General features: G+C 66.4%; 21 protein-coding genes, 1 tRNA gene and 1 pseudogene. 16 read left to right on the forward strand and 7 right to left on the reverse strand.

The annotated features are described in order from the left end of the window. The first annotated feature begins 58 nt into the window (after positions 1-58). Positions 59-919 carry a class I SAM-dependent methyltransferase gene (locus CFE35_RS00635; protein WP_292926892.1) on the forward strand — a complete coding sequence of 287 codons (861 nt, stop codon included), beginning with the start codon at positions 59-61 and terminating at the stop codon, positions 917-919. Between the two features lie 64 nt (positions 920-983). Continuing rightward, positions 984-1259: pseudogene (locus CFE35_RS00640) on the forward strand (DUF427 domain-containing protein); the annotation flags it as partial. An 80-nt stretch (positions 1260-1339) separates the two neighbouring features. Here the strand turns inward: CFE35_RS00640 and accC are convergent. The 5 genes from accC to CFE35_RS00665 all read right to left on the reverse strand — a co-directional run bounded on the left by accC (position 1340) and on the right by CFE35_RS00665 (position 4494). Next, entirely contained in the window at positions 1340-2686 is a 1347-nt protein-coding gene (gene accC, locus CFE35_RS00645; protein WP_292926894.1) for an acetyl-CoA carboxylase biotin carboxylase subunit, read from the reverse strand. 13 nt (positions 2687-2699) lie between these two features. Next, the gene (accB, locus tag CFE35_RS00650; protein ID WP_292927746.1) at positions 2700-3152 is read right to left on the reverse strand and encodes an acetyl-CoA carboxylase biotin carboxyl carrier protein; all 453 of its coding nucleotides are present in this window, start codon (positions 3150-3152) and stop codon (positions 2700-2702) included. A 144-nt stretch (positions 3153-3296) separates the two neighbouring features. Beyond that, positions 3297-3731 (reverse strand): type II 3-dehydroquinate dehydratase, encoded by a 435-nt coding sequence (aroQ, locus tag CFE35_RS00655; protein ID WP_292926896.1) that lies wholly within the window; start codon positions 3729-3731, stop codon positions 3297-3299. A 75-nt stretch (positions 3732-3806) separates the two neighbouring features. Beyond that, on the reverse strand, positions 3807-4166 hold the full coding sequence (locus CFE35_RS00660) for a hypothetical protein (protein WP_292926898.1): 360 nt from the start codon (positions 4164-4166) through the stop codon (positions 3807-3809). Positions 4167-4233: 67 nt separating this feature from the next. Then, positions 4234-4494, reverse strand: a complete 261-nt coding sequence (locus tag CFE35_RS00665) for a 3TM-type holin (protein ID WP_366557082.1) — start codon at positions 4492-4494, stop codon at positions 4234-4236. Positions 4495-4728: 234 nt separating this feature from the next. On the opposite strand from CFE35_RS00665, the gene CFE35_RS00670 reads away from it, so the two are divergent. From CFE35_RS00670 to CFE35_RS00690, 5 genes are read left to right on the forward strand one after another with little or no spacing between them, the layout of a single operon-like run. Further along, positions 4729-7185, forward strand: a complete 2457-nt coding sequence (locus tag CFE35_RS00670; RefSeq protein WP_292926900.1) for a DUF1592 domain-containing protein — start codon at positions 4729-4731, stop codon at positions 7183-7185. Continuing rightward, positions 7182-8519, forward strand: coding sequence for a DUF1552 domain-containing protein (locus CFE35_RS00675; protein WP_292926902.1), 1338 nt, complete (start codon positions 7182-7184; stop codon positions 8517-8519). Before CFE35_RS00670 ends, CFE35_RS00675 begins: the two co-directional genes overlap by 4 nt. Then, positions 8512-9870: an ankyrin repeat domain-containing protein gene (locus CFE35_RS00680; RefSeq protein WP_292926904.1), complete on the forward strand. Its 1359-nt coding sequence runs from the start codon at positions 8512-8514 to the stop codon at positions 9868-9870. The genes CFE35_RS00675 and CFE35_RS00680 overlap by 8 nt, the downstream gene beginning before the upstream one ends. 26 nt (positions 9871-9896) lie before the next feature. Further along, the gene (locus CFE35_RS00685; protein ID WP_292926906.1) at positions 9897-10361 is read left to right on the forward strand and encodes a cytochrome c; all 465 of its coding nucleotides are present in this window, start codon (positions 9897-9899) and stop codon (positions 10359-10361) included. A 7-nt stretch (positions 10362-10368) separates the two neighbouring features. Then, a complete protein-coding gene (locus tag CFE35_RS00690; protein ID WP_292926908.1) occupies positions 10369-11043 on the forward strand; it encodes a cytochrome b/b6 domain-containing protein in 675 nt (224 codons plus the stop codon). A gap of 10 nt (positions 11044-11053) precedes the next feature. On the opposite strand, the gene CFE35_RS00695 is transcribed toward CFE35_RS00690, so the two are convergent. Next, on the reverse strand, positions 11054-11584 hold the full coding sequence (locus CFE35_RS00695; protein WP_292926910.1) for a phosphoribosyltransferase family protein: 531 nt from the start codon (positions 11582-11584) through the stop codon (positions 11054-11056). Between the two features lie 194 nt (positions 11585-11778). Here CFE35_RS00695 and CFE35_RS00700 point away from each other — a divergent pair, with 194 nt between their 5' ends. From CFE35_RS00700 to CFE35_RS00735, 8 genes are all read left to right on the forward strand, one after another. Then, entirely contained in the window at positions 11779-13335 is a 1557-nt protein-coding gene (locus tag CFE35_RS00700; RefSeq protein WP_292926912.1) for an adenosine deaminase, read from the forward strand. Between the two features lie 195 nt (positions 13336-13530). After that, positions 13531-15969: a TonB-dependent receptor plug domain-containing protein gene (locus CFE35_RS00705; RefSeq protein ID WP_292926914.1), complete on the forward strand. Its 2439-nt coding sequence runs from the start codon at positions 13531-13533 to the stop codon at positions 15967-15969. Positions 15970-16047: 78 nt separating this feature from the next. Beyond that, positions 16048-17160, forward strand: a complete 1113-nt coding sequence (locus CFE35_RS00710; RefSeq protein WP_292926916.1) for a purine nucleoside permease — start codon at positions 16048-16050, stop codon at positions 17158-17160. A 144-nt stretch (positions 17161-17304) separates the two neighbouring features. Continuing rightward, entirely contained in the window at positions 17305-18459 is a 1155-nt protein-coding gene (locus CFE35_RS00715; RefSeq protein WP_292926918.1) for a bile acid:sodium symporter family protein, read from the forward strand. After that, the gene (locus CFE35_RS00720) at positions 18456-19790 is read left to right on the forward strand and encodes an AtzE family amidohydrolase (protein ID WP_292926920.1); all 1335 of its coding nucleotides are present in this window, start codon (positions 18456-18458) and stop codon (positions 19788-19790) included. The genes CFE35_RS00715 and CFE35_RS00720 overlap by 4 nt, the downstream gene beginning before the upstream one ends. Beyond that, positions 19787-21142: an NCS2 family permease gene (locus CFE35_RS00725; RefSeq protein ID WP_292926922.1), complete on the forward strand. Its 1356-nt coding sequence runs from the start codon at positions 19787-19789 to the stop codon at positions 21140-21142. The genes CFE35_RS00720 and CFE35_RS00725 overlap by 4 nt, the downstream gene beginning before the upstream one ends. Next, positions 21139-22065 (forward strand): 5'-methylthioadenosine/S-adenosylhomocysteine nucleosidase, encoded by a 927-nt coding sequence (locus CFE35_RS00730; protein ID WP_292926924.1) that lies wholly within the window; start codon positions 21139-21141, stop codon positions 22063-22065. Before CFE35_RS00725 ends, CFE35_RS00730 begins: the two co-directional genes overlap by 4 nt. A gap of 114 nt (positions 22066-22179) precedes the next feature. Then, positions 22180-24249, forward strand: a complete 2070-nt coding sequence (locus CFE35_RS00735; protein WP_292926926.1) for a S9 family peptidase — start codon at positions 22180-22182, stop codon at positions 24247-24249. Between the two features lie 69 nt (positions 24250-24318). Here CFE35_RS00735 and CFE35_RS00740 read toward each other — a convergent pair. Then, a tRNA-Pro gene (locus CFE35_RS00740) sits at positions 24319-24395 on the reverse strand. Between the two features lie 213 nt (positions 24396-24608). On the opposite strand from CFE35_RS00740, the gene yajC reads away from it, so the two are divergent. Further along, positions 24609-24956, forward strand: coding sequence for a preprotein translocase subunit YajC (yajC, locus tag CFE35_RS00745; RefSeq protein ID WP_292926928.1), 348 nt, complete (start codon positions 24609-24611; stop codon positions 24954-24956). Positions 24957-25044 lie beyond the last annotated feature (88 nt).

The raw sequence follows: 25044 nt of genomic DNA on the forward strand, positions 1-25044 counted from the left end.
GCCTTCCTTAAGCATTGTTCGGTACATCCCCATCCTGATCGCTATTCAGGATGTTTCCGTGAGCTGCAATTCCTGCGCTGCCACCGGCGCTGACCATCTGTTTCGGGCCAAGGGCTTTGATCTGGTGCGCTGCACCGGGTGCGGCCTCGCCTATATCGCCAATCCGCCGAGCGCGGAGGAGCTGAAGGTGCTCTATTCGGCGGGCGCTTCGTATCACGCTGCGCTGTGCGATCCGGCGAGCGAGACGTTTGCGACGCAGGACCGGATTGCGGTGCGCCATCTGGCCGAGACACTTCGTGGCGTTAAAAGCGGGCGTCTGCTCGATGTCGGCTGCTCGATCGGCCAGTTCGCGGCGCGGGCCAAGCAGGCTGGGTTTGCCGCGAGCGGGCTTGAGATGAACGAGTCCAGCGCGGCCTTTGCGCGCGCGCACTACGGGCTTGAGGTGGCGGAGGGCACGATCCACGATGCGCCGCAGCAGGCCGGATCGCTGGATGTGCTGACGATGTTCGATGTGATCGAGCATGTGCCTGATCCGCTGGGCGATTTGCGCAAGGCCCATGATCTGCTCGCGCCGGGCGGGGCCATCGTGCTTTCGACGCCGAATATCGACGGTCTGTTTCCCAGGGCTTCGCTGCCGCTGGCGAAGAAGCTGGACTACTGGCCGCACCCCGAGCCGCCGTATCACCTCTATCAGTTCTCGGCCAAGACGCTGGGGGCAATGCTGGAGCAGGCGGGCTTTGCGGTAACGTCAACGCGGCATTTCGCCATCGATCTGGCCTATACCTTCGGCCAGATGCAGACCCTGCTCAAGATGCCGAAGCGGCTGGCCTATGCCGGGCTGTTTGCCCCGCTGGCCGCAATCGGCCCGCTGCTGGGCGCTGGCGACTGGATCTACGTTACGGCGCGAAAGGCGGCCTGACACCTTCGGCTCGTTGACAGTTTACCGCGCCCGCCTGACCTGTGATCCCTGAAGGAGAACAGGCATGGTCGAGGCAAAGTGGAACGGCGCGGTGATCGCGCGCAGCGATGATACGGTGGTGGTGGAAGGCAACCACTATTTCCCGCTCGAAGCCGTGGACGCAGGCGTGCTGAAGCCCAGTGCGACGACCACCGTGTGCGGGTGGAAGGGCACCGCGCAGTATTACTCACTGGTGGTGGACGGCGCGGAAAATCGGGATGCGGCGTGGTATTACGCCGAGCCCAAGGAGAAGGCGGCGGCGATCAAGGGCCGCGTGGCGTTCTGGAAGGGCGTGACTGTGGGGAAGCTGCCCCCTGACCTGCCGTTGGCGGGCACCTCCCCATATGTGCATATGCCGCAAAAATGGGGAGGGCCTGATCGTCAGCTTTGCTCGGAGAGCCATTCCTCAAGGTATTTGATCGAATAATCGCCATCGAGGAAGTGCGGGTCGGTCAGCAGCTTCTGGTGGAGCGGGATCGAGGTCTTCACGCCGCCGATCACCATTTCTTCCAGCGCGCGCTTCAGGCGCATGATGCAGCCTTCGCGGGTGCGGCCATAGACGATGAGCTTGGCGATCATCGAATCGTAATAGGGCGGAATGCGGTAGCCCGCATAAAGCCCGCTATCGACGCGCACGTGCATGCCGCCTGCGGCGTGATAGTTCGTCACGAGGCCGGGCGAGGGCGTGAAATTGAACGGGTCTTCCGCGTTGATGCGGCACTCGATCGCGTGGCCCTTGAACTCGATCTCTTCCTGCTTGACCGAGAGCGGCTTGCCATCGGCGATGCGGATCTGCTCGCGCACGAGGTCGACGCCGGTGATCGCTTCGGTGACGGGATGTTCCACCTGCAGGCGGGTGTTCATCTCGATGAAGTAGAACTCGCCGTTTTCCCACAGGAACTCGATCGTGCCCGCGCCGCGATAGCCCATGTCGGCCATTGCTTTCGCCACGATGCCGCCCATGCGGTCGCGCTCGGCGGCGGAAATGACCGGGGAGGGCGCCTCTTCGAGCACCTTCTGGTGGCGGCGCTGGAGCGAGCAATCGCGCTCACCCAGATGGATGGCGTTGCCGTTGCCATCGCCGAATACCTGAAATTCGATGTGGCGCGGATTGCCGAGATACTTCTCGATATAGACCGTGGCATCGCCGAACGCGGCCTTGGCTTCGCTGCCAGCCTGCTGGATCAGCGTTTCGAGCTGGTCCGGCCCGGTGCAGACCTTCATGCCGCGCCCGCCGCCGCCCGATGCGGCCTTGATGATCACCGGATAACCGGCGGCTTCGGCAATCGCCTTGGCCTCTGCGATATCGGACACCGCGCCATCGGAGCCGGGGACGAGCGGCAGACCGAGCGCGCCAGCGGTGCGCTTCGCCTCGATCTTGTCACCCATCGTGCGGATGTGCTCGGGCTTGGGCCCGATCCACGTGATCCCGTGCGCCTCCACAATGTCGGCGAACTTGGCGTTTTCCGAAAGGAAGCCGTAGCCGGGGTGGATCGCGTCGGCATGGGTGATCTCGGCCGCCGAAATGATCGCGGCCATGTTGAGATAGCTGTCCTTGGCGGCGGGCGGGCCGATGCAGACGGCGTGGTCTGCCAGGCGCACGTGCATCGCGTCGGCATCGGCGGTGGAGTGCACCGCGACCGTCTCGATCCCCATTTCATGCGCGGCGCGGTGGATGCGCAGCGCGATTTCGCCGCGGTTGGCGATCAGCAGGCGGGAAATGGCCATGGGGCGCGCGGCCTCAGGCGATGACGACGAGCGGCTGGTCGAATTCGACCGGCTGCGCGTTTTCGACCAGGATCGCGGTGATCTTGCCGCCGGCGGGGGCGGTGATCGGGTTCATCACCTTCATCGCCTCGACGATGAGGAGCGTGTCACCGGCCTTGACCGTCTGCCCGACGGTAATGAACGGCGCGGCGCCCGGTTCGGGGAAGAGATAGGCGGTGCCAACCATCGGCGAGCGCAGCGCATTGGCATCGACCGCAGGCGCGGCGGGCGCTTCGGCGGCGGCGGCAGGCGCGGCGGCGGGCGCCGGGGCGGCCATCGGCGCGGGGGCATAAGTGGCCACGGGCGCGGCGGTCAGGGTGCGGGCGACGCGGATCTTGCGCGTGCCGTCCTCAACCTCGATCTCGCTCAATCCGGTATCGGAAAGCAGTTCGGCCAGTTCGCGCACCAGCGCGCTGTCGATAGCCATCTTGGCGCCCTCGTCGCCGCGGTCATGCCCCATTTTGTTGTCCTCGCGGGTGATTTTGCAAAAGAGGGTTTCCATGCCCGCCGCGCTGCGCACTGGCAAGAAAAACCGGAATCCGGGGCGTGGAAAACGCCGCGCACGCGGCGATCAGAGCCGGTGTGCGCCCTCAAGGGCCAGGAGATAGCTGATCGGACCAAAGCCCGCGATCGTCGCCTTGGCGGCCATGCCGACATAGGACTTGTGGCGGAACGCCTCGCGCGTGTGCGGGTTGGAGAGGTGAACCTCGATCACCGGCGTGCGGATCGCCTTGATCGCATCGTGCAGCGCGACGCTGGTGTGGGTGAAGGCCCCGGCATTGAGCAGCACCGCCTTTGCGCCCATGGCCTGCGCTTCGTGCAGCCAATCGACGAGGTGGCCTTCGTGGTTGGACTGGCGAAGATCGATTTCCAGCCCGAGTTCGCGGGCGCGGTCTTCGAGCATCCCGGCGATATCGTCGAGCGTGGCCGAGCCGTAGATCTCCGGCTCACGCGTGCCGAGCAGATTGAGATTTGGGCCGTTGAGGACGAAGACGGTTTCGGACATCGATAGGCTCCGCGCGGGGTGAACTTTGGCGTGGAGCCCTGATAGTGGGTCGGCCTGCGCACGCAAGCCTGCCGATCAGCCTTTCCCGTTGTCGGCCATCGGGGGCGGCGCGCCGGGATCACCAGCATCATCGCCCGAGGATTCGGGGAAGTCGCCGCCGGACGGGTCGTCGTTCTGCGGCACGGGATCGGGCTGCGAGACGGCTTGCGGCTGGTTGGAGACCGCCAGCGATTCGGCGGCCTTGGCGCGCTTTTCGGCGGATTCGGCCTTGGCTTCGACGGTCTTGACCCGTTCTTCGAGCGCGCTCATGCGGTCGGCGTCGCAGCCCGAAAGCAGCAGGGCGATGGCGCTGGCGGCGCTGGCAAGGGCCATGCGGCGCGCGGCGGCGCGGTGGGCAGGGGAGAGGCGGTGTGCGTCCATATCGAGGATGGTCATAACAGGTAAACCTTACCCGAAACTAACCAAAGGTCATGGCCAAGGTGAGGGCCAACGTAATGGACCATCAGCGATCGGTGCCGCGTGCCTTGCCCCACTGGCGTGCTGCGGTGTAGCCGAGATAGGCGGCGGCGAAGAGTGCGTAGAGCGGTTCGGGCAGGCCGGCGAAGTAGGCGGTCATCGCCTCGGTCATCGCGCGGGCGGCGGCGGGGCGCACCGCGCCAAGCAGCCCGAGCGGGATCGCCCAGAGGATCATCGCATACATCACATAGAGGAACGAGGGCCGGGCGAGCGCGGTGAAACGGCTGGGTGTTGGCCGTGAGGGCATGAGGCGCGTCCTTTCTCAGGGCAGGTTTTCCGGGGCCGGATTTCTGAGGTCGGGCCGGAATCGGGACGCCAAGCCAGATAGCGGCAAGGCGTGATGTAGGAAAATGATTTGGCGTGTTGCAGTGCAGTAGAAAGGGCGTGGCCTTGCCTTCATGCTCGTGCAATCATGCAGAATCGGACAATTGGGGGCAGGCATTTGGGCGAGGCTTTGCGGCGGATTTCTCTGGGGCGGGGCTTGCTGGCGCTGAGCGTGCTGGTGTCAGGCTCGTGCCTCTTTGCTGCTGTCGATCCCGTCGCCATACCGCCGGCTGCGCCTTTGCTCGAAGAACGGCGCGCGGCGCTGATCGAGCCTATGCTCGATGACTATTGTTCGCGCTGCCACAACGATTTCGATCATGTCGCGGGGCTTTCGGTGGCCGACCTCAAGGCCAGCGACATCGCGGCTGGGCGCAATGCCGAAAGCTGGGAGAAGATCCTGCGGCGCGTGGCGGCGGGCGAAATGCCGCCGCATTCCAAAAAGCAGCCTGATGCGGCCTTGCGCGCGGATTTCGTGAGCTGGGTGGATGAGGGCCGCGCGCGCTATGTCATGGCAAATCCCGATCCCGGCGCAGCGCCGGTGCGGCGGCTGAATGCGCGCGAATATGCCAATGCGGTGCGCGATCTGCTGGGTGTGGAAGGCGATTTCGCGGCCATGCTGCCGCCCGACAATTCGGGCTTCGGCTTCGACAATATCGCCGATGTGCTCAGCGTCTCGCCCACGCTGCTGGAGCGCTATGTCGCCGTGGCAGGCAAGGCCGCGCGCCTTGCCACGGGGCTGGTGCCCAAGCGCGATTTCGTGACGACATGGCAGGTGGCCAAGGATGGCTCGGTGATGAACTCCGGCATCCCTGCATACAATGAGCGCGCCGGGGAGCGCGCCGGGGCGGACCTGCCGCTGGGATCGCGCGGGGGGACTGCGGTGCGCTATACCGCGCGGTGGGACGGGGCCTACGACATTGCCGTCTGGCTCAACGCGAACACCAACAACGAGAGCGACCGGCTGGCCGAGGACCGCTTCGTGCTGCGCGTGCCGATGAAGGCGGGGGCGCACGCCATCGCGGTTTCGTTCAGGCGGCAGACCTGGCCCGACGAGCGGGTGCAAGTGGTGCGCAACACGCCCGATTATGTGCCGCTGCCGCTGGACAAGCCAATGGACCTGCCGCTGGACGTGTGGGTGGACGGCGCGCGCGCTGGCACGCTGACGGTGCCCTCGTTCCGCGTGCATCCGCGCTATTCGCAGGCCAATTTCCCGCGCGATGTGCTCCAGCTGGATGTGGCGGGGCCGTTCGAGCCGGGCGGCAATGGCGATCTCGCCAGCCGCCGCGCGGTGTTTGTCTGCCAGCCTAAGCGGGCGGCAGAGGAAGCTCCCTGCGCGCGGCGGATCATTGGCGCTCTGGCGCAGCGGGCATGGCGCGGGCCGGTGAGCGCGGCGCAACTCGCGCCGCTGCTCAAGATCTTCGAAGGCGAGCGCGCAGCGGCCGGGTTCGAGAGCGGGGTGGAAGCGGCGATCGAGGCGCTGCTGGTTTCGCCGCGCTTCCTGTTTGCGGTTGAAGCGCCGCCGTCCGCGGCTCCGGCTGGCAGCGCGGCGCAGGTTTCGGATTACGACCTTGCCACGCGGCTTGCGCTGTTCCTGTGGAGCTCGATCCCGGATGACCGGCTGTTGCTGCTGGCGGGGCAGGGCAAGCTTCACCAGAGCGCCGTGCTGGGCGGGGAAATCGCGCGGATGCTGGCGGACAAGCGCGCCGGGGCGCTGACCGAGAACTTTGCCGGGCAGTGGCTCTATTTGCGCAATCTGGATCAGCAGCGGCCCGATATCACCGCGTTTCCGCAGTTCGATGTGCCGCTGCGGGCGGCGATGGCGGCCGAGACGCGGATGTTCTTTGCCCATGTGCTGTCTGCCAATCGGCCTGTCACCGATTTCATCCGCGCCGATTACACGTTCCTCAACGAGCGGCTGGCGCGCCATTATGGCATCGCGGGGGTGCGCGGGCCTGCCTTCCGCAAGGTCGTGCTCTCGCCGGACCTGCCGCGCGGCGGGCTGCTGGGGCAGGCCAGCATCCTGACGGTCACGAGCTATGGCAACCGCACATCGGTGGTGAAGCGCGGCAAGTGGATTCTCGACAACCTACTCGCCTCGCCCCCGCCGCCGCCGCCCGCCGATGTGCCCGCGCTGAAGGCCGAGCATGACGGGAAGCGGCTGACCGCGCGCGAGCAGCTCGAACTGCACCGCGCCAATCCGGCCTGCGCATCGTGCCACCAGCGGATGGACCCGCTGGGCTTTGCGCTCGAAAACTTCGATGCCGTGGGGGCTTGGCGCAACGAGGATGCAGGGCAGGTGATCGATGCCGGTGCCGTGCTGGCGGACGGAACTGCGTTCAAGGGTTTCAGTGGGTTGCAGCAGATTCTGCTGGACCGGCGCAAGGATTTTGCGCGCGCCTTTACCGAGCGGCTGATGACCTATGCGCTTGGCCGGGGCCTTGGTCCGCAGGACATGCCAGCAGTGCGCGCCATCGCGCGCGAAGCGGCGAAAGATGACTGGCGGGTGCAGACGATCATCCGCGGCATCGTGATGAGCCCCGGCTTCACCTTGCGGCGCATACCGGTGCCGATCACGACCGCGAGCGCCGCTAATGGACGGGGAACGGGCCGATGATCGTGAAACGCGCGCCCCTCGGCCGCCGCACCGTGCTGCGCGGGCTGGGCACGGCGATGGCTTTGCCGTTGCTGGAAGCGATGATCCCGGCGGCGCGAGCGGCGGACGCTGCGCAACACCCCAAGCGGCTTTCGGTGTTCTACACCCCCAACGGCATGACGATGGATGCCTATCGTCCTGCCACGACCGGCGCGGACTATGTGCTGCCGCCCACGCTCGCGCCGCTGGAGCCTTACCGCGCCGACATGGTGGTGGTGAGCGGGCTGGGCCATCCGCAGGCGGCGGCCTTCGGAGATCGCCCGGCGGGGCATGGCCGGTCTTGTCCGGCGTTCCTCACCGGCGCCCATGCGCGCCAGACCGAAGGGCCGGACATCCGCTGCGGCGTCTCGATGGATCAGGTCTTTGCGGCGCATCTGGGTGCGGCCACGGCGATCCCCTCGCTCGAACTGGGGATCGATCAGGCGAGCCTCCTGGGCAGCTGCGACATCAACTATTCCTGTGCTTATACCAACGGCATTTCGTGGCTGACGCCGACAGTGCCGCTGCCGGTGACTGCCAATCCGCGCGACGTGTTCGAGCGCCTGTTCGGCGATGGCGAGGCGCTCGATCCCGCCAGCCGGCTGGCGCAGGCGCGGCGGCGGACTTCGATCCTCGATTATGTGCGCGAGGATGCGGCGCGGCTTTCGCAGACGCTGGGCGCTGAGGACCGGCGCAAGCTGGACGAGTATCTCGACGCGACGCGGGCCATCGAGGCGCGCATCCAGCGCGCAGCGAGCGGTCCGCAGGCGGAGGCGGGCGGATTTGCGCAGCCTGCGGGCATCCCGGCAGACTTTGCCGAACATGCGCGGCTGATGATCGACTTGCAGGTGCTGGCCTTGCAGGCAGACCTGACGCGCGTAGCGACGTTCATGCTGGGACGAGAGCTTTCAAACCGCACTTACCCCGAGATCGGCGTGCCGGATTCGCACCATATGTTGAGCCATCATGGCCGGAATGCCGAGAAGATGGCCAAGCTGGCGCAGATCAACCGCTATCACATGGAATTCTTCGCCTATGCGCTGAAGCGGCTGAAGGAATCGCGCGACGGGGCGGGGTCGCTGCTCGATACGACGCTGGTGATTAGGGGCAGCGCTTTTGGCGATTCCAACGAGCATGATTTCATGGACCTGCCGGTGATCGTGGCGGGCGGGCTGGTGGCTGGCGGGCGGCATCTGGCGGTGGAAAAAGGGACAACGATGTCGAACGTTTTGCTGGCAGGCTTGGGCCTGCTGGATGTGCCGGTCACGCGGTTTGGCGATAGCACCGGGCCACTGGCGGGGCTCGCTCATGCGTAAGCTGCCCACGCTGATTCTGGCGCTGATCTTGGTGTCGATCCTCGCGCTAATGCCGGTTTCGGCCTTGGCGCAACGGGCCGAGGCGGTTGCGCAAGCGATTGCGGACGATGATGCGGCGGCGCTGGCGGCGGCGTTGGGGCATGGGCGCAATGCCTCTATCGCGGCCAACGCGCCGCTGGGCTTTGGCGAGACGCCGCTGGCGCGCGCGGTGGAGACGCAGGATCCGGCGCTGGTCGATGTGCTGCTGAAGGCCGGGGCAAAGACCGACCGGGCCGATACGCTGGGGGGGACCCCGCTGCTGCTGGCCTGCGAGCGAGGCAACGGCGCCATCGTTGCAGCACTGCTGGAGGCAGGCGCGCCGGTCGATCAAGCGAGCACGGACGGGGTGACGCCGCTGGCGATGTGCGCGCGGTTTTCCGATGCCGGGGCGGTGAGCGCCCTGCTGGCGCGGCGCGCAGCGGTGGAAAGCGCCGATGTGCGCGGTCAGACGGCGCTGATGTGGGCGGCTTCGGCGGGGCGGCTGGCGGCGGTTTCCGTCTTGCTCGGCGCGGGGGCCGATGTGAACCGGGTCACGCCGGGCGGATTTACGCCGCTGTTCTTCGCGCTCAGCAGCGGCAAGGCCGATGTGGCCTCCGCGCTGATCGCGGCGGGGGCGGATGTGAAGCATCGCGGGCCGGAAAACACGAGCGCGCTGCAGCTGGCGCTCTACCAGAAGAACTGGGACGCAGCGGAGCAGCTGGTGCGGCTGGGCGCGGATGTGAGCGAGCTCGACCGGCAGGGCCTGCGCCCGCTGCATGTCGCTGCGGCGGCCGGGCAGGCCGCGCTGATCGCCGGGCTGCTGGAGCGCGGGGCCGATCCCGATGCGCTTTCGGGGCCTTCGAAGATCACCTGGGTGACCGAGGCGAACTTCGGCATGCCGCCGCCGCCGGTGCAGCCGACGACCGCGCTGATGATGGCGGCCAAAGCCGGACAGGCAGATGCGATGTGGCAGCTGGTGCGCGCAGGGGCCGACGAGCACTTTGTCGATGGCGCCGGGGTCAATCTCGTGCTCGCGGCGGCGCAGGGGCAGAATGCGGCGGCGCTGGCGCTGGCGCTCGATCTGGCGGGGGACGCCAACGCGGCGGACAAGACCAGGACGACCGCGCTGCACATGCTGGCGGGCGGGCCGTACTTCCCGGACCTGCCGGGGATGCTGCGGCTGCTGGCGGGCAAGGGCGCGCGGGCGGATGTGCCCGATGCGCGGGGCAAGACCGCGCTGCAGACCGCAGCCAGCGGTCTTGCCACGGTGCAGGCCGCATTTCATGATGTGTTTCCGGACAAGCCAACGGCTGTTCAGACGATCCAGCATTGAGCGTTTCAGCAGAAGGACGACTGCCGATGAACCGAATGAAACCGATGCTTCTGACCGCGCTTGCCGCCGCCGCACTGGTGGCCGGGGGCGCGATGGCCAGCGCTGCTTCGCCCGCAGAGACGATTGCGGCGCGGCAGGCCAATTTCAAGAAGATGGGCGGCGCGATGAAAGCGCTGAAGGATGAACTCGGCGGCGGGGCAGACAAGGCCAAACTGCTCGCCGCCGCACGCACGCTGGCGGGCACGGCGCGGCTGCAGGGCGGTCTGTTTCCGGCGGGCACCGGGCCAAGCTCCGGCGTGAAGACCGACGCGCTCCTCGCGATCTGGATGCAAAAGCCTGTGTTTGATGCCGCTGCCGCCAAGCTGGTGACCGAGGCGGACAAGCTGGCAGGCCTTGCCGGATCGGGCAATACGGCAGCAGTGCTGGCGCAGTTCAAGGTTGTCGGCGGCACGTGCGCGGCCTGCCACCGCCAGTTCCGCGCGGAGGAATGAGGCTGCCATGAGCATGCACGACGAGACCGTGAAAGTGTGGGACCCGTTCGTGCGGGTGTTCCACTGGAGCCTGATCACGCTGTTCGGCATCGCCTGGTGGAGCGGCGAGAACCACGACATGGAGCGGCACCGGCAGGCGGGCTATGCGATCTTCGCGCTGGTGGTGTTCCGCGTGTTCTGGGGCTTTGCGGGCGGGCGCACGGCACGCTTTGCGCAGTTCCTCAAGGGGCCGGGCGCGATTGCGGCATACCTCAAAACCCATGACGGCGAGACGCCATCGGACGGGCACAATCCGCTGGGCGGATGGAGCGTGGTGGCGCTGCTATCGGTTATCCTCGCGATCACGCTGGCGGGGCTGTTTGCGGTCGATGTCGACGGGATCGAATCCGGGCCGCTGGCTGACTGGGTCAGCTTCGATCAGGGGCGCATGGCTTCGGAATGGCACGAGAGCGTGTTCAAGGCGGCGCTGGCGGTGATCGGCCTCCACGTGCTGGCGATCAGCTACTACCAGATCCTCAACGCACAGAACCTGATCGGCCCGATGATCACCGGGCGGCGCGACCGGGCCAAGGGTGAGACGACGCCGGACGTGACATGGTCGCCGGTCTGGGCACTGGCGGGAATTGGGGTCGTTGGCGCACTGACCTGGGCTGTGATGAGCGGGTTTCGGCTAGCCGGTTAGCCCAGCCGCTTTAACCCAGCCGTTCTGGCACGGCCTGCGCTTCTTCGGTCAGGGTCTCGGCGGTCATCACCGCTTCCCACGGGAAGACGAACCAGCGCTTGTCCTCGGCGCGGTCGATCACTTCGGCGGTGTAGTCGATGCGGGCCTTCGAGCGGCAATTGTCCTTGAGCACCGCGAAGCGCAAGTTATCGGGGTTGCAGCCGTTTTCCGCGAGCAGGCCCCGGATGTAGACGATGGTGCCGCCGCTGTCGTTGATATCGTCGACGAACAGCAGCTTCGTGCCATTGGCGGATTTGTCGGCCACTTTGCCGAGCAGTTCGTCGGCAAAGCCCGGAACTTTGGCGGAGTGATCGATCGAGAGCATCGGCACTTGCAGTTCGTGGCTGATGTAGACAGCCGGGACGAGGCCGCCGCGTCCGATGCCGATGATGAAATCCGCCTTCCATGCGTCCGCCGCCAGCAGCTTCGAGAGCTTGCGCACGCTGTGCAGGAAATCCTCGTAAGGGATGTAGTTCAGCGCGGGCGCGGCGGTCTCGTTCATGGGGAAGTCCGTTTGTCGGGCAGCAAAGATCATGCGGGTACCGGTTCGGCGCGCGGACCGCAATCGCCGAAGGGGCGCGTTTTCAACCGCTATTGTGCGGGTGCGGCGGCTGACGGCGCTTGATGGCGGTTGCGCGATGGGCGGGGAGGTCATACTCTCGCTGCACTGCAACAATCAGCTTGGGGTGGCGGCGCATGGCAGAGGGCAGATGGCAGGCGGCAATGGGCGCGCTGGGCGGGGCGGTGCTGCTGGCGGCGATGCCCGGTGCCTCGCTGGCTGATCCTGTGCTCAACGATCCGGCGCGTGAGGCGGCGGTGGCGAAACTGATCGATGACGCGCGCGAGAGCCCGCCTGCCTTGCGCGTGCTGCTGCGCGCCATGCCCAAGGGCGGCGATCTGCACAATCACCTTGGCGGGGCGATCTATGCCGAGGATTATCTCAGCTGGGCGGCGGCGAAGGGCTGGTGCGTCGATGCCAGCGGGCTGAGTGTCGAGCCGCCGCCATGCCCGGCAGAGCGCGGGATCGAGCGGTTTGCCGAAACCAACGAGTTCGGCATGGACCGGTTGATCGACGGAATGTCGACGCGCGGGCTGCAGCGCGGGGTGGGCGCGAACGAGGCCTCGGGCCACACGCAGTTCTTCCGCTCGTTCGAACGCTTCGGGAAGATGGGCGGCGAGACGGCGAAGATGCTTATGGCCGCGCGGCGGATCGCGGCGGGGGACACGCTGTCGTACCTCGAACTCGATCACAACACGAACGCGCTGGTTTCAGTGGTGCGCGCGGCAGGCGATGCGCCGCTGGCGCAAGGCGATCTGGCAGCGGTTTACGCGAGCGAGGCGAAGGCCTTTGCCGCGCTGATCCCCAAGGCGCGCGCCGAACTGGATGCGGACGAAGCGGCTGCGGCGGGCGCGATGGGGTGCGGCACGCCTGCGGCAGAGCCTGCGTGCAAGGTGGCGGTGCGCTATCTGTTTCAGGCGCTGCGGGCGCTGCCGCCGCGTCAGGTCTATCGTTCGCTAATCCTCGGTTTCATGATGGCGGATGCCGATCCGCGCTTTGTCGGCGTGAATATCGTGATGCCCGAAGACGCATGGGCCGCGCGGCGCGATTATGCGCTGCACATGACGATGATCCGCCAGCTCGCGGCCCGGTATCCGCGCGTCAAGCTGTCGCTCCATGCGGGCGAGGTGGCGCTGGGGCAAGTGCCGCCGCAGGACATGAAGGACCATATCGCGCAGGCAATTGCGGCAGGCGCCAGGCGGATCGGGCACGGCACGGGCATCGCCTATGAAGACGCGGCCGAAGACACGATGGCACGCATGGCGCGTGATGGGATTGCGGTGGAGATCAACCTCACCAGCAATGCCGTGATTCTTGGCGTGAAGGGCGCGGATCATCCCATGGCGCTCTACCGCGCGCACGGCGTACCGGTGGTGCTTGCGACCGACGATCAGGGCGTGCTGCGTTCCGACATGACGAACGAGTATGTCCGCGCGGTGCGCGAGCAAGGGCTGGGCTACGGCGCGCTCAAGGCCATCGCGCGGGCGGGGCTGACGTATTCCTTCGTGCCCGGCGGTGCACTGTGGGCTGATCCGATCAAGCTGGTGCCCGTGGCGGTCTGTGCTGATTTTGCCACACCTTCGTGCGCCAAGTATCTGGCGGGCAATGAAAAGGCGCGGCTCCAGGCCAATCTTGAACAGCGTTTTGCCGCATATGAAGCCGAGCGACTGGCGCGGGCGGAAAAGCTGCCTTAAGGCGATATTACAAATTGCTGCTGCGGTGGCATTAACAAGAGCGGGTGCGCTCTGCCTCGGGGGTGCCGTTATGCGGCATGGCGGCAGGGAAGATATCCGGTGGTTTGCAGGAGAGGCGCGGTTTCAATCACGCGTTGTCCGGTCCCCGCGAAGGCAGGGCCGGAGCGCCTTTTGCGTCCACAGGGGGTTACCATCATGAGCTTTTCCACGTCATCCGCACGGCGGCCGGTTTCGCGCAGCTTCGTCACGGGGCTTGTCCTCCTTGGCTGCACCGCGCTGACGGCGCCCGCGTTCGCGCAAGAAGCTCCGGCTGACGAACCGCCGGCCAAGGAAGAAATCGTCGTCGTCGGCTCGCTCGGCGCGCTGCCCATCCAGGACGTCGGCTCGATCTTCGGCTTCGACAAGAACCTCGTCGAAACGCCGCGTTCGGCCTCGACGATCTCGAAGGAGCAGCTTGAGCGCTTTGGCGTGAGCGAGATCTACGATCTTGTCGCGCAAGTGCCCGGCACCTTCACCAACTCGTTCTTCGGCGTCGGCGGCGCGCTCGACATTCGCGGCACCCCCGGCGAAGTCTATTTCCGCGGCGTTCGCAGGCTCGACAATCCGGGCAACTACCCGACCCCGATCGGCGCTTCGGACCGCATCGACATCGTGCGCGGCCCGGCCTCGCCGATCTATGGTCCTTCGAAGACCGGCGGCTACATGAACTTCGTGCCCAAATCGGCCCGCGTGGCCAAGGGCAAGTACATGGACAGCCCGGCGGGCCAGCTTTCTTACACCACCGGCAGCTGGGGCAAGAGCGTGCTCAGCGCGGACCTGCGCGGCCCGGGCAAGATCGGCGGCCAGGAATTCGGCTACAGCCTCTACGCCGAGGTCGAGGATTCAGGCAGCTACTACCGCAACATGAACACCAAGCAGACCATTCTGCAGGCGGCGTTCGATACCGATCTCTCGCCCAACTTGCGGCTCGAGTTCGGCGGCATGTACCATGACTTCAAGGGCCAGCAGAACGGCGGCTGGAACCGCCTGACGCAGGATCTGGTCGACAACGGCACCTACATCACCGGTTCGGCCCAGCCGCTCGATACGGACGGCGACGGCAAGCTTTCGCCCGATGAGATGGATGCGGGCGGCTCGTTCGGCGTGTTCGGCGCATTTGCCTGCGGCGGCGGCGTGTTTCCCGGCGGCTGGACCGACCAGTGCCTCAAGGACAACTACCCCAAGCTGGCGCTGACGGGCGCGGGCACGGCCAAGCTCGATCGGCGCAACACGCTGGCCGGCCCCGAGGACAAGCTGTGGAACAAGGCCAAGACGGCCTACATGGACCTGATCTTCGACGCCGGGAACGATCTCGAGATCAAGAACCAGCTGTTCTACGATGCCTATACCAACCTCAACGAGAACGCCTACGGCTTCTCGCAGTTCCACGATTCCTACGTGATCGAGAACAAGATCGTCGTCTCGAAGAAGTTCACCAACGACGTCGGCAAGTTCTCGGTCCAGTTCTCGCCCTCGATCCGCTACACCGATTTCAAGCATGGTGACGATTTCGACTACGAGTTCTTCCACCGCGTCGACCTGACCAAGGGCTATGACGCGCGTTCGACGCGTCTGCTCTCGACCCAGTCGGGCAAAGACTACTCCAGTTATGTGACTGGCTATTACACCGACTTCGGTCTGGCGGGTCTGGTCGACCTCGATTTCAACTTCGGCCTCGATGTGACCGGCGGCGTCCGGTATGACAACATCAAGGGCAAATCGACCAGCGATGCCACCCGCACCCGCTCGAAGAACGGCGCGGTGGGCGAGGACACGCAAGGCGCGTGGTCGTGGTCGGTCAGCGCCAACTACAAGCTGCCGTTCGGGTTGGTGCCTTATGGCACGATCGCGCGCCAGTCGGTGGTGATCGCGGGGCAGGGTGCGGAGCTTGATCCGGGCAACCTGCAGGCGGGCACATGGATCAGCGCCTCGAAGCTCTATGAAGGCGGCATTAAGGGTTCGTTCCTGAACAATCGCCTCTATGCCGCCGTTTCGGTCTACAAGCAGAGCCGCGTGGACTTCAACGCGCAGTCGATCACGGTCAACCAGGCGGTCGAGACCAAGGGCCTCGAGGCCGAAGTGCGCTGGTCGGTGGATCGCCACCTGCTGGTGACGGGCGCCTATACCAAGACCAACGTCTACAACCTGACCGCGCTCAATGATGGCGTGCTGTTCAGCTTCTTCGGCATTGGCGATCTCAAGGGCGTGACCGACCAATCGCTGCACCTTGGTGGGCAGCTGTTCGGCCTGCTGCCGATCGGCAACAAGGATCAGGCGCGCCGCGCCGGTATCCCGAAGGATCTGTTCTCGGCCACCGCGACCTACTCGTTCGACAATGGCCTCGCGTTTGCGGGCAGTGTCAGCCACGTGCCGTCGGTGTTTTCGGGGCAGGCGCAGACGGTTCGTCTGCCGGCCTATACGCTGGTCGATGGCAGCATCTCGTATGCCAAGGGGCCGTGGCTGCTGCGCGTGGTCGTCAAGAACATCACCGACGCCAAGTACTTCCGCGCCAACTTCACGGAACTGTTCGGCAGCACGATCGCGCTGCCCGAGCGTCCGCGCAACTGGCAGGCCTCGGTCGTCTACAAGTTCTGACCGGGCCATGGGGCGAGGGGCGGCGCGGCTGCCCTTCGCCCTCGTTTTTCATGACGTGATTTCAGGGGGATCCGGGCCATGCGTGGTATTGTGCGTCTTGCGTGCCTTGCGGCTGGCCTGCTGGCTTCCCAGTCTGCGAGCGCCGCGCCCGTGGCCGATGCCGCCACGCTGGCGGCGGTGAAGGCCTGCGCGCCGGCGCGGCCTTGCAGCGCGAAGCTGCCGGTGCGGGTGGTGGTCGTCACCATGTTCGAGATCGGCAAGGACACGGGCGACGCGCCGGGCGAATTCCAGCTGTGGAAAGAGCGGCGGCATCTGACCGAGCCGCTGGCGTTTCCGCAAGGCTGGCACGATCTGGCCTATGATCCCGAAACCGGCGTTCTCGCCATTGTGACGGGAATGGGCTCGATCAAATCGGCCACGGCGGCGCTGGCGCTGGGGCTGGATGAGCGGCTAGATCTGGCGAAGGCCTATTGGCTCGTCGCGGGGATTGCCGGGATCGATCCGGGGGATGCCTCGGTCGGTTCCGCTGCGTGGGCGCGCTATCTGATCGATGGCGACATGGCGCACGAGATCGATGCGCGGGAGATTCCGGCTGGGTGGACGAGCGGCTACTTCGCGCTGCACAGCAAGGGGCCGATGGACAAGACCCCGCTGGAACCGGCCAACGGTGAGCTGTTCGAGCTCAATCCGGCGCTGCGGGACTGGGCCTTTGCCCTCACGAAGGACATGGCGCTGCCGGATGATGCGCGGATTGCCGAGGCGCGCAAGGCTTTCACCGGCTATCCCAATGCGCAGAAGCCGCCGTTCGTGCTGAAGGGTGACAATCTGGCGGCGATGACCTTCTGGCACGGCGCGAAGCTGACCCAGTGGGCCAATGACTGGACGAAGTTCTGGACCAAGGGCAAGGGCGAGTTCGTGACCTCCGCGATGGAGGAGACGGGCACGTTCCAATCCATCGAATACCTCACGAAAGTGGGCCGGGCGGACCGCGACCGGGTAATGGTGCTGCGCGCGGCGAGCAATTTCACGATGCCGCCGCCGGGAGTGGATGCTGCAGCGTATTTGCTCAGCGAGAACCAGGGCTATGCCGGGATGACCGCCGCGCTGGAGAGCTTGTACCGCGTGGGCGGCAAAGTGGTGGACGAGATTACCGGGCACTGGGACCGCTTTGAACAGAGCCCGCCCCGATGACGGCCTGCGTGACGGCCTGCATCCGGGCATGCGGCGGGGGATGGCGCCGCTGCCGATGGTGACGCATGGGCTGTTTTTTGCAACAAGCCCTGCGCTTCAAGGCGGACGTCTGGGTGGTTCAGGCGCGGTTTAGCGGGGAGAACCATGGCGGCGCGCTTTTCTTTGCCCAAGATCGATCAGTTCCTGCTGTGGCTGGTGGGCTGCATGGTGGCGGCCAGCGTGCTGCCCGCGCGCGGCGCGGCGCAGGCTGTGTTCGACTGGGCAGCGGACGGGGCGATCGTGCTGCTGTTTTTCCTCCACGGCGCGAAGCTTTCGCGCGAAGCGGTGCTTGCCGGGATCGGGCACTGGCGGCTGCACCTGATGGCGCTTGGCTTTACCTATGGGCTGTTTCCGGTGCTGGGGCTGGCGGCGGCGGCGCTGACTGCGCCGTTCATCGATCCGGCGCTGGCGATGGGGCTGCTGTTCCTCGCGCTGCTGCCTTCGACCGTGCAGAGCTCGATTGCCTTTACCGCGCTGGCGGGGGGCAATGTCGCGGCGGCGGTGTGCAGTGCCTCGCTGTCCAATCTCATCGGCATCGTGCTGACGCCGCTGCTGGTGGCGGTGTTCATCCATTCGGGCGGCCCTGCGGCTGATGGGAGTGGCGGGATGGACGGCCTCGCCTCGGTACAGAAGATCGGCACGCAGTTGCTGCTACCATTCCTTGCCGGGCACTTGCTCCGGCCGGTGATCGGCAAGTGGATCGATAGCCATAAGGCCCTGCTCCGCCCGGTGGACCAGTCTTCGGTGCTGCTGGTGGTCTATTCGGCGTTCAGCGCGGCGGTGGTGAACGGGGTGTGGAGCCGGGTGGGGCTGGTTGATCTGGCGGTGCTGCTGGCCGCTTCGGCGGTGATCCTCGGCATCGTGATCGCGCTTAACGGGATGGTCGCGCGCGCGGCGGGCCTCAAGCGCGAGGATGCCATCGTGCTGCTGTTCTGCGGTTCGAAGAAGAGCCTCGTTTCGGGCGTGCCGATGGCGGGGGCGCTGTTTGCTCCGGCGGACGTGGGCGTGGTGATCCTGCCGCTGATGATTTTCCACCAGTTGCAGCTGTTCGTCTGCGCATGGCTGGCCGGGCGCTGGCGGAGCGAGCTGGATGCGGCAGCGGCAGTCGTGCCGTTGCCCCCACAAGGCGAGGCGGCGATGCTGGTGCGCGCAGGCGAGATCGGACTGACGGTGCCGGACGAATGCCGCGCTGGGGTGAATGCCAATCTGACGCTGCTGACGCGGCATGCGCGGATCGCGCTGGGTGAGGACGGGGCATGAAGACGGCGACAGCGATTGCGGCTGCGGTACGCAGCGGAGAAGTGACGGCAACGGGGGTGGCCGTGCGCACGCTCGATGCGCTGGCGGCCGATCCGCATGTTGCGGTGACGCGGGTGCTGGCCGAGCGGGCGCTGGCCGAAGCGGCCGCGGTGGACGCGAAGCGCGCGCTGGGGTGCGATCTGGGGCCGCTCGCGGGCGTGCCTTATGCAGTGAAAGACTTGTTCGATGTGGCGGACCTGCCGACGACGGCTGGCTCCGCCGCGCGGGCGAAGGGGCCTGTGGCGGCAGCCGATGCGCTGGCGGTGCAGCGGCTGCGCGCGGCGGGCGCTGTGCTGTGCGCCACGCTCAACATGGATGCCTTTGCCTATGGCTTTGCCACGGTGAATGCCGACTATGGCACCACGCGCAATCCGCATGATCCCGCGCGGCTGGCGGGCGGTTCTTCGGGCGGATCGGCGGCGGCGGTGGCGGCGGGGCTGGTGTCCTTTGCGCTGGGATCGGACACCAATGGTTCGGTGCGCATTCCGGCCAGCTTGTGCGGGCTGTATGGGGTGCGTCCCGCGCGCGGTGATCTGCCGCTGGCGGGGACATTTCCGTTTGCCGAGAGCTTTGACGAGATCGGGCCGTTTGCAGCCAATCTGGGCGATCTGGCGCTGGTGTGGGACGTGCTGCGGGGCGGCGCAATTGCGCCGCATCAGGGCGCGCTGCGCGTGGCGCGGCTGGGCGGGCGGTTTCGCGAGAATGCCGATCCGGCGCAGCTTGCCGCGATCGATGCGATAGCGCCCGAAGCACCGCTGATCGAACTGCCCGATGTGGCGCGGGCGCGCAGTGCGGCCTTTGTGATGACGGCCTATGAAGGCGGAAAGCTGCACCGCGATGCGCTGGCCGCCGATCCCTTTGCCTATGATCCCGCCGTGCGCGACCGGCTGATCGCGGGGGCCTTGCTGCCCGATGCGCTCTACGACGAAGCGCGGGCGTTCCGCGCCGAACACATGGCGCGAATTGCGGCGCTGGTGGCAGAGTTCGATGTGCTGCTCGCGCCGTCTGCGCCGTGTGCTGCGCCGCTGATCAACGATCCCATGATCCTGATCGACGGCGAACTGAACGAGGCGCGGTCGAACCTTGGCATGCATACCCAGCCGATCACCTTTACCGGGCTGCCGGTGCTGGCCGTACCCTTGCAGCGCGCGGGGCTTTTGCCGCTAGGCTTGCAGCTGATCGGCAAGCAGGGCGGCGAAGGGGCGCTGCTGCGGCTGGCGGCAGAGCTTGAAGACAGGGGAATCGTCGGCGTGACCATGCCGGCGAATGCAGATGCGGGGGACATGACATGACGGGCGATGCGGCGAATGCCGGGATGCTGGAGGCCCGCTTCAAACTGAGCGAACGCGGCACCGATGTGCGCACTGAAGTGCTGGCGGGGTTCACCACGTTTCTGACGATGGCCTATATCGTGCTCGTCAATCCGGCGATCCTCGGGCAGGCGGGCCTGCCGGTCGCCTCGGTGGCGGCGGCGACATGTTTTGCCGCGGCCTTTGCCTCGATCCTGATGGGCATGGTGGCGAACACCCCGCTGGCGCTCGCGCCGGGCATGGGGCTGAACGCCTATTTCAGCTTCACCGTGGTGCAGCAGATGGGCGTGCCGTGGCCGGTGGCGCTGGGCTGTGTGTTCCTCTCGGGCCTTGCGTTCCTGATTCTGACGCTGACGGGAGTGCGCCAGCTCATCGTCTCGGTCATCCCGCAGCACCTGTTTGCGGCGGTGGCGGGGGGCATTGGCCTGTTCATCGGGTTTATCGGGCTGAAGGATGCAGGCATCGTCGTCGCCAATCCCGCGACGTTCGTGGCGCTGGGCAGCGTGACCGAGCCGGGGCCGGCGATGGCGCTGTTCGGGCTGGTGGTTATCGGCTCGCTCGCGGTTTGGAACGTGCGCGCGGCGATGCTGATCGGGATCGTGCTGACCACGCTGGCGGGCTGGGCGATGGGGCAAGTCCATGCGCCGACCGAGCCCTACAGCCTCTCGGCGCTGACGGCGACGGCGTTCAAGCTCGATATTCCGGGCGTGTTTGGCCTTTCCGGCGAGAACGCGCACCGGGCCGGGCTGGGGCTGGTCGAGATTCTGTTCGTGTTCCTGTTCGTCGATCTGTTCGACAATATCGGCACGCTGGTCGCGGTGACCAAGCGCGCCGGGCTGATGGATGCGGCGGGCAAGATACCGGGGCTGAACCGCATCCTGATGACCGACGCGGTGGCGACGATGGTCGGCGCGGTGGCGGGCACTTCGACCGTGACGAGCTATGTCGAGAGCGCGGCGGGCGTGCAGGCGGGCGGGCGCACGGGGCTGACGGCGGTGGTCTGCGGGCTGCTGTTTTTCGCCACGATGTTCGTTGCGCCTTATGCGCAGCTGGTCCCGCTGGCGGCGACTGCGCCTGCGCTGGTGGTGGTAGGCGGGTTGATGCTGCTGCCGCTGACTGAAGTGGACTGGGACGACCCGATGGCGGCGATCCCGGCGTTCCTGACCGTGGCGATGATCCCGCTGACGTTCTCGATCGCCAATGGCCTCGCCTTTGGGATCACCGCGCACGCGTTCCTCAAGCTGATCAAGGGGCAGGCGCGCACGTCGGACTGGTTTCTCTATCTGCTCGCCGCGCTGTTCGTGGTGCGCTTCATGTGGATGGCTGCGGCATGATCCGGTCCATCCTCCTGCTCTGCGCCGCGCTGTTGGCGGTGCCAGCCGCAGCGCAAAAGCTGGATGATACGCCGCGCACGGTGGTGATGACCGCGTTCCATCCCGAATGGCATTCGCTCGCGCCGCTGATTCAGGAGGCGAAGGAGCACACCATCAACGGCAACACCTTCCTGACGGGGACGCTGGAGGGCAAGCCCGTCGTGCTGATGCAGAGCGGGGTGAGCGTGGTGAATGCGGCGATGAGCACGCAGCTCGTGCTCGGCCGGTTCACCGTGAAGCGGATCGTGTTTTCCGGAATTGCGGGCGGAGTCGATCCGGCGCTGTCCATCGGCGATGTCGTGGTGCCTGAGAACTGGGGGCAGTACCTGGAGGGCTCTTTCGCACGGAAGACGAAGAAGGGCTGGATGCCGCCGGATGAGGGGCACCCGGAATCGCCCGCGAACTGGAACTTCATCTTCCCGCGCGGAACGCTGATCACCAGCAAAACCGCGCAGATGCAGCGGGTTTACCGCATTCCGGTTGATGCCGGGTTGCTGGCGCTGGCGAAGCAGGTGGTGGCGGGGATCACGCTGGAACGCTGCGTGCCGCCTTCGGACAAGATGCGCGCCGGATCGGCGCTGTGCCTGCCGCGCATGCCCAAGGTCGAAGTTGGCGGGACGGGGGTGACGGCGGGGATCTATGCCGACAATGCGGCCTTCCGCATCTACCTCCAGCGTGCGTGGGCGGCGCGGGTGCTCGATATGGAGAGCGGCGCGGTGATGCAGGTGGCGATGAGCAACAGCGTGCCGGCCATCGTGTTTCGCAGCCTTTCCGATCTGGCGGGCGGGGATCCGCACAAGAACATGGAATATGTGTTCGAGCATCTCGCCTCGGCCAATTCGGCGCATGTGGTGCGGGCGTTCGTGGCGGCACTGCCGGATTGACAGGATGGAGCATGGACGCGGCTGACGATCTTGTCCGGCGCTAAAACACCGCTTGCGCGGGTGCGGGCTGGCGGGCCAAAGATGGGGCAACGATCCATCACGCGGGAATTATCCATGCTTCGCCAGACGATTGCCCTGCTTCTCCTTTCGACCTGCGTGCCCGCCGTGGCCCAGACAGCTTCGCCTGCAGCCGCGAGCGAGCAGCCTTCGCGCAGCTTCACCGGCGCGGACTTGTTCGGCCTCGAGATGGCGTCCGGTCCGCAGATCAGCCCGGACGGGACGCGCGCCGCTTATGTGCGCCAATCGGGCGATGTGATGACCGACCGGATGCGCTCGGCGATCTGGATCGTGGATGTGCAGAGCGGCGAGCAAGTGCCGCTGGCGGGCGCGGGCGGGGCCGCGCAGTTTTCGCCGGTGTGGTCGCCCGATGGCAAGCGGCTGGCCTATGTCGGGGCCGAGGAAGGCAGTTCGCCGCAATTGTATGTGCGGTGGATGGAGAGCGGCGCGACGGCGCGGATCACCGGGCTGCCGGATGCGCCTGCCAGCCTTGCCTGGTCGCCCGATGGCAAGCAGCTTGCCTATACCATGCGCGTGCCGGGCGAGGCGACGCGGCTGGGCGCAGCGCCGGCCAAGCCCGAGGGCGCGAAGTGGGCCGAGCCGCTCGAAGTGATCGACCGGGTGACCTACCGCGCGGATGGCGGCGGCTATCTCAAGCCGGGGTTCGATCAGGCGTTTGTGGTGGCGGCGGACGGCGGTGCGCCGCGCCAGCTGACTTACGGCAAGTTCGATGTTTCCGGGCCGCTTTCGTTTGCGCCGGATGGCCGCACGCTGGTGCTTTCCTCCAATCGCCGCGCAGACTGGGAGCGCGAGCCCAATGACAGCGAGGTCTTTGCGCTCGATCTGGCGAGCGGGGCGCTGACGCAGCTGACCAGGCGCTATGGGCCGGATCAGAATGCGGTGGTCTCGCCCGATGGCGGGAAAATCGCGTTTCTCGGGTTCGACGATACGCACAAGAGCTACCAGCCGTCTGTGCTCTACGTGATGGACCGCGATGGTGCGAACGTGCGGGCGCTGACGGCCACGCTCGACCGCAGCATCGAGGATGTGCAGTGGGCGGCGGACGGGCGCTCGGTCTATGCGGCCTTTGACGACAAGGCGGTGCGCAAGGTGGCGCGGATCGATCTCGCTGGAAAGCTGACGGTGGTGGCCGAAGGGCTGGCGGGCAGCGGGTTCGACCGGCCCTATACCGGCGGCAGCTTCAGCGTTTCCAAGGGCGGGGTGATCGCGTGGACCGGCGATGCCAGCGGCGGCGTGCGGCCTGCAAACCTGTTCATCGGCAAGCGGCAAGTGACGCGGCTGGGCGAGACGGTGCTGGCGGCCAAGGCGCTGGGACGCGTCGAGCCGCTGGACGTGACGGCGAGCGACGGGCGCAAGATCGGGGCGTGGCTGGTGCTGCCGCCGGGCTATCAGGCGGGCAAGCGCGTGCCGCTGATCCTGGAAATCCACGGCGGGCCGCACACGGCTTATGGGCAGGTCTTTTCCTCGGACGACCAGCTGTATGCCGCGCAGGGCTATGCGGTGCTCTACACCAATCCGCGCGGGAGCACGTCCTACGGCAGCGAGTTCGCCAACCTGATCGACAAGAACTACCCGAGCGATGACTATGGCGACCTGATGAGCGCGGTGGATGCGGCGATTGCCAAGGGCGTGGCCGATCCGGACAACCTGTTCGTGACCGGCGGTTCGGGCGGCGGGGTGCTGACCAGCTGGATCGTGGGCAAGACCGACCGCTTCAAGGCCGCCGCCACGCAGAAGCCGGTGATCAACTGGATCAGCGAGGCGCTGACGATGGATGGTACGGGCTTCACCTCGCGCTACTGGTTCAAGAAGCAGCCGTGGGAAGACCCGATGAGCTACTGGAACCGTTCGCCGCTCTCGCTGGTGGGCAATGTGAAAACGCCGACAATGGTGGTGGTGGGGAGCGAAGACTTCCGCACGCCGGTGAGCGAATCCGAGCAATATTACGCGGCGCTGCAAATCCGCGGCGTGCCGACCGCGCTCGTGAAAGTGCCCGGCGCCAGCCACGGCGGCTTCACCGCGCGGCCCTCGCAATCGGCGGCCAAGGCTTCGGCGATCCTCGCGTGGTTCGACAAGTACCGGACCGATGCGGGCAAGAAGCCGTAAGGGGCGGTGCTACAAGTTTGGTGAGGTCGGGGAAGCGGCGCCTGCAGGGGGAGCGCCGCTTGAAATAGTTGGTCGGGACGAGAGGATTCGAACCTCCGACCCCCACACCCCCAGTGTGATGCGCTACCAGGCTGCGCTACGTCCCGACCGGAAGGCGCGCCTATAGGCAGGGGTTTGCAGGAGCGCAAGGCTTCTTGATGGTTGATTTGATGGCGCGGGCAAAAGCGGGGCGGCGGGGCCCCGCGCAAAGTTGCCTAAGCCATGCCAAACTGCTAGCGCGCCAGCCGATATTGGTGAGGTTCGGCCTGCGGGGCCGGATCGAGCCTCAAGCCCGCCCTATCGAAAGTTTCTGACCAGCCATGAACGGTCCTGCCTTGCTCTCCATGCTCGCCGCCGCTGCTCCTGCCACTGCTGCGGGCGAGCCGCCTGCTTATCTGCAGTTCCTGCCGCTCGTTGCGATGGCGGTGATCTTCTACTTCCTGATCCTGCGTCCGCAGATGCGCCGCCAGAAGGATCAGCAGGCGAAGATCGCAGGGCTGAAGAAGGGCGATCAGGTGGTGACGGCCGGCGGCCTCATCGGCAAGGTGCTCAAGGTTGACGATCATATCGTCGATCTGGAATTGGCCCCCAATGTGCGCGTCCGCGCGGTGCGGGCGACGATTGGCGATGTCATGCCGCCAGCCGGTTCGGCTCCCGCCAACGACTGAGTGCTGCCCGCTTCACGCCGAACGACCAAATTGATGCTGCGGCCCGCGTTTCCCATTCCGATGCGCCGGGGCTCCTTCAGGAAGACTG

It is taken from the genome of Novosphingobium sp. PASSN1, from assembly GCF_002278815.1.

Excerpts from the sequence above, each read along its gene's own strand:
- accC (WP_292926894.1), bottom strand. The coding sequence starts at position 2,686 with ATGGCCATTTCCCGCCTGCTGATCGCCAACCGCGGCGAAATCGCGCTG.
- accB (WP_292927746.1), bottom strand. The coding sequence starts at position 3,152 with ATGGCTATCGACAGCGCGCTGGTGCGCGAACTGGCCGAACTGCTTTCC.
- aroQ (WP_292926896.1), bottom strand. The coding sequence starts at position 3,731 with ATGTCCGAAACCGTCTTCGTCCTCAACGGCCCAAATCTCAATCTGCTC.
- CFE35_RS00660 (WP_292926898.1), bottom strand. The coding sequence starts at position 4,166 with ATGACCATCCTCGATATGGACGCACACCGCCTCTCCCCTGCCCACCGC.
- CFE35_RS00665 (WP_366557082.1), bottom strand. The coding sequence starts at position 4,494 with ATGCCCTCACGGCCAACACCCAGCCGTTTCACCGCGCTCGCCCGGCCC.
- CFE35_RS00675 (WP_292926902.1), top strand. The coding sequence starts at position 7,182 with ATGATCGTGAAACGCGCGCCCCTCGGCCGCCGCACCGTGCTGCGCGGG.
- CFE35_RS00680 (WP_292926904.1), top strand. The coding sequence starts at position 8,512 with ATGCGTAAGCTGCCCACGCTGATTCTGGCGCTGATCTTGGTGTCGATC.
- CFE35_RS00685 (WP_292926906.1), top strand. The coding sequence starts at position 9,897 with ATGAACCGAATGAAACCGATGCTTCTGACCGCGCTTGCCGCCGCCGCA.
- CFE35_RS00690 (WP_292926908.1), top strand. The coding sequence starts at position 10,369 with ATGAGCATGCACGACGAGACCGTGAAAGTGTGGGACCCGTTCGTGCGG.
- CFE35_RS00695 (WP_292926910.1), bottom strand. The coding sequence starts at position 11,584 with ATGAACGAGACCGCCGCGCCCGCGCTGAACTACATCCCTTACGAGGAT.
- CFE35_RS00700 (WP_292926912.1), top strand. The coding sequence starts at position 11,779 with ATGGCAGAGGGCAGATGGCAGGCGGCAATGGGCGCGCTGGGCGGGGCG.
- CFE35_RS00705 (WP_292926914.1), top strand. The coding sequence starts at position 13,531 with ATGAGCTTTTCCACGTCATCCGCACGGCGGCCGGTTTCGCGCAGCTTC.
- CFE35_RS00710 (WP_292926916.1), top strand. The coding sequence starts at position 16,048 with ATGCGTGGTATTGTGCGTCTTGCGTGCCTTGCGGCTGGCCTGCTGGCT.
- CFE35_RS00715 (WP_292926918.1), top strand. The coding sequence starts at position 17,305 with ATGGCGGCGCGCTTTTCTTTGCCCAAGATCGATCAGTTCCTGCTGTGG.
- CFE35_RS00720 (WP_292926920.1), top strand. The coding sequence starts at position 18,456 with ATGAAGACGGCGACAGCGATTGCGGCTGCGGTACGCAGCGGAGAAGTG.
- CFE35_RS00725 (WP_292926922.1), top strand. The coding sequence starts at position 19,787 with ATGACGGGCGATGCGGCGAATGCCGGGATGCTGGAGGCCCGCTTCAAA.
- CFE35_RS00730 (WP_292926924.1), top strand. The coding sequence starts at position 21,139 with ATGATCCGGTCCATCCTCCTGCTCTGCGCCGCGCTGTTGGCGGTGCCA.
- CFE35_RS00735 (WP_292926926.1), top strand. The coding sequence starts at position 22,180 with ATGCTTCGCCAGACGATTGCCCTGCTTCTCCTTTCGACCTGCGTGCCC.
- yajC (WP_292926928.1), top strand. The coding sequence starts at position 24,609 with ATGAACGGTCCTGCCTTGCTCTCCATGCTCGCCGCCGCTGCTCCTGCC.